3 protein-coding genes are annotated in these 3,682 nt (G+C 32.5%); all 3 read left to right on the top strand.

Annotation, left to right across the window (positions count from 1 at the left end; all coding sequences use genetic code 11):
* Positions 1-100 precede the first annotated feature (100 nt).
* The 3 genes from ABEG11_RS18910 (at position 101) to ABEG11_RS18920 (ending at position 3,501) form a co-directional block, all read left to right on the top strand.
* Positions 101-1,312 (top strand): PIN-like domain-containing protein, encoded by a 1,212-nt coding sequence (locus ABEG11_RS18910; protein WP_348825745.1) that lies wholly within the window; start codon positions 101-103, stop codon positions 1,310-1,312.
* 795 nt (positions 1,313-2,107) lie between these two features.
* Positions 2,108-2,803, top strand: coding sequence for a hypothetical protein (locus ABEG11_RS18915; protein ID WP_348825746.1), 696 nt, complete (start codon positions 2,108-2,110; stop codon positions 2,801-2,803).
* A 170-nt stretch (positions 2,804-2,973) separates the two neighbouring features.
* Positions 2,974-3,501, top strand: coding sequence for a hypothetical protein (locus tag ABEG11_RS18920; RefSeq protein WP_348825747.1), 528 nt, complete (start codon positions 2,974-2,976; stop codon positions 3,499-3,501).
* Positions 3,502-3,682: the final 181 nt, after the last annotated feature.

Genomic DNA, 3,682 nt, shown 5'->3' on the forward strand with positions numbered 1-3,682 from the left:
CTTGTATTTGGAAGATTTGGCAAATCCGAAAAATGGTCTTAATTTAATCCCAAACCTCGTGTAGCGACGGGACGTTAGGCACAATTATAAAAGACGAACAATGAAAGAACTATTTCCAGGATATTACAGGAAAACCGAGAATGATATCAAACAAATTTGGGAACATGGTATAATCATGTTTGATACTAATGTTCTACTGAATTTATACCGATATTCTGAATCTACTCAAAATACAATTCTAGATCTTATAAAAAGGTTTTCAAATCAAATCTATCTTCCGCATCAGACTGCATTAGAGTATAATAGAAATCGTTATGAGGTAATTGCTGAACAGGAAAAAGCGTATAACGAATTTTTAGAGAAAATTTCACAAATTCAAAAAGATTTACAATCAACAAGTAAACCACCTTTCCTTACTTCTAAAGTTGACAAGGAATTAAATGTAATTTTTGAAAAAGTTGGAGATGAAGTCAAAGAAAGTATCAAAAAATATTGTGATTATTTAAAGGTTGACCCTATCTATAACTCTATTTCTGAATTATTCAAAAATAGAATTACAAGCCCATTTAGTGAAGATGAATTAAAAGAAATATTTAAGGAAGGAGAAGAAAGATTCAAAAATAAAGTTCCTCCTGGATTTGAAGATGAAAAAACTAAAGAAGGAAATAAGAAATATGGTGATTTGATTCTATGGAAGCAAATTATCCTAAAAGCTAAAGAACTTAATAAAGATGTTATTCTAATTACAGACGAGAGGAAAATAGATTGGTGGTGGAAAATTAAAGACGGCAGAAATATGGGACCGAGACAAGAACTAATCGAGGAAATAAAAATGAACGCCAATGTGGATTTTCATATGTATTCGTCTGAAAGATTTTTAAGTTATGGACAATCATTTCTGAAAGAGAAAATTAATCAACAAGCTCTAGAGGAAATACAAGCTATGAAGCAAGCTGAATTGAAAGAAATGAAAAGAATTCAGTTTATGGAAAAAAGACTGTACGAGCGTGAATTAAAAGCAAAAGACGAAATAAGTTTTTTAAGTAAACGAATTGAAGAAATAAACCATAAAATATTTAGTCTTCGAAAGCATCTAGAAGAGCTATATAAAGATTCAATGGAATCGGATGAAGTAAAAGAATATATGCATAGTATGAGTATACATGAAGCCGAACTCAATGAAGAAAAAATGCAACTTATCAGTGAACTAAAATCTATCCAAAATAGACTACATGAATCTGAAATGGAAAGCAAGGACGAGAAAATGAGATTTATTAAATATTTCAATGAATTTAAACACAGAAAAGATTGAAATAACTGTGCCTAACACTTGCTACAAGACATTTGGGCAATTGGCTTAATTTAAAAATGGTCTTGTATTTGGGATGATTAGGCAAATCCGAAAATAAGGCTTTATTAAACCCCAAACCTCTTGTAGCAAGGGAACGTTACAGGGCAGTTGTGCCGAAATTACGCAGGTAATTTCGATTTGAAAATAAGTTTATAACTCGCAGAAAATTTACAAAGCAGAAGCGTGAAAATTGGATTCGCCAGCAAAAGTCGGAAATTTGGAATCTGACAATAAACAGACGAAAAACTGAAGCGTAAAAATTGGAACTTGCCAACAGAAACTTGAAAGTCGGAATCTGAAAAGTAGAATCGTGAAAGTCGAAATCTGCCGGCAAAAACTTGAAAAGTTTAGCGCAAAAATTAAAAGTGAATAATTGAAAATAATAAGCCGAAAATTACGAACCAAAAAGCAGAAACGCGAAAATTGGAATCTGCCAACAGAAGCGTGAAAGTTTTGTGTGAAAATCGTAATTTCGACAAAAACAACCGCCCTGTAACACTTGCTACAAGAGATTTGGGCAATTGGCTTAATTTAAAAATGGTCTTGTATTTGGGATGATTTGACAAATCCGAAAATAAAGCTTAATTTAACCCCAAACCTCTTGTAGCAAGGGAACGTTAGGCACAAGTATAAAAAAACCGAAGAGGAACAAGAAGAAAATATGGGGGAAGCATAACATAGGAGTAATGCGCTAATTTGGAAACAAATTGGAGACGATGGGTTCGATTCCCATCCCCCCCACTAAATAATTATATTATGACTGAACAAGATATTTATGACCTATATGTTCTTCAGAGTAAAAATGTTCGGAAAATCAAAAAAGTTGAAAGTAATATAGTTAGAACTATAAATATCTACTTAAGAAAAAATGATGATTTTCAAGTTGAGTTAAACACAAAACTATACGCTTTAGTCTATTGCACCCTCTCTGAAGCTCAATTTATTCAAATTGTAAATACACCAAATGGATTTCTTTATACAGAAATTGAGAAAATAAAAGCTGAAAAAACTAAAAATGGTGTAGTAAAAGCTTGGGAACTTTTATTTGATATGGCTTTTGATAAAGTAAATGTTAATTGGAAAGAAAACATCGACTTAACCAACAGAAGAAATGAATTAAAAATCATAACTGACAAATACATTAAAACCCCAAGCGAACTTCGTAACAAGATTGCACACGGTCAATGGGATTATGCATTAAATAGAGAAAACACAAACGAAAATCAACCTAAAACTCAAGAATTGAAAGACCTATCAATAATACAAATATCAATTTGGAGCGAAGTTCATCAATATCTTGGTTTAATAGTAAGAGATTTAATCCAATCTCCAAAAAATGGATTTCACAGAAATTATTGGTGTAATTTAACCAAACTCCAACAATTTCTAATTAAAAGTTCAAATTGGACATTAAAAAAAAGAATAGAAACTTTAAGGCCAATACAACAATAAAAAATACCTGTGCCTAACAGCTACTACAACGGATTTGGGCAATAGGCTTAATGGAAATATGGTTTTGTATTTGAATGATTTGGCAAATCCGAGGAATGGGCTTAATTTAGTCCCAAACCCGCTGTAGTAGCGGGACGTTAGGCGTAATTTAACACAACCAAAATATGTCAATGACACAAATAGCTTTCATAAGAAAAGCAGACTTGCCAACAAAGAAACAAATTCAAGAAGTTATCCAAAAGCTTGGCTATGACTTTAAAATATTAGATGACCTTGAAAAACAGATTGATGATGATGGTCTTGAGTGTAGCATAAACGGACATCAAACATATTTCGAAACTTACCTTGACGAAACGGAAAATGTACTAACCGAAACAGAAGCGGAATGGATTAAACCTGACTTAACGAATCAAGATACTGCTATTTCATTTGTTTGGGGCGCAGACTTTTCAGCAGGTGCTTGTATCGGACTTATTTCGATAGCATTGACCGACCTAAGTAATGCTTTAGTTTATTATATGGACGACCAAATGAAATATACAAGAGAAATGTTGATGGCGGACACACCACAATTTCTTGAAGAATTAAATAAACAAACAAATCGAAATGTAAAACCTCTAGAAGTTGCTAAACCAAATCAAACAAACAATCAGACAAAAAACACATTTTGGGATAGACTAAAAAACATATTCAAATAAACTACGCCTAACACACGCTACAAGCAATTTGGGTATTTGGTTTAATGGAAAAATTGGTTTGTATTTGGAAGATTTGGCAAATCCGAAAGATAACGCTAATTTAATCCCAAACTGCTTGTAGCGCGAGAACGTCAGGCTGTGAAAAAACCTCTTTTTTCGATAGTTGCAAGGCAAAAAACCT

The sequence above is a fragment of the Flavobacterium aestuarii genome (genome assembly GCF_040049115.1).
Classification (GTDB): Bacteria; Bacteroidota; Bacteroidia; order Flavobacteriales; family Flavobacteriaceae; genus Flavobacterium; species Flavobacterium aestuarii.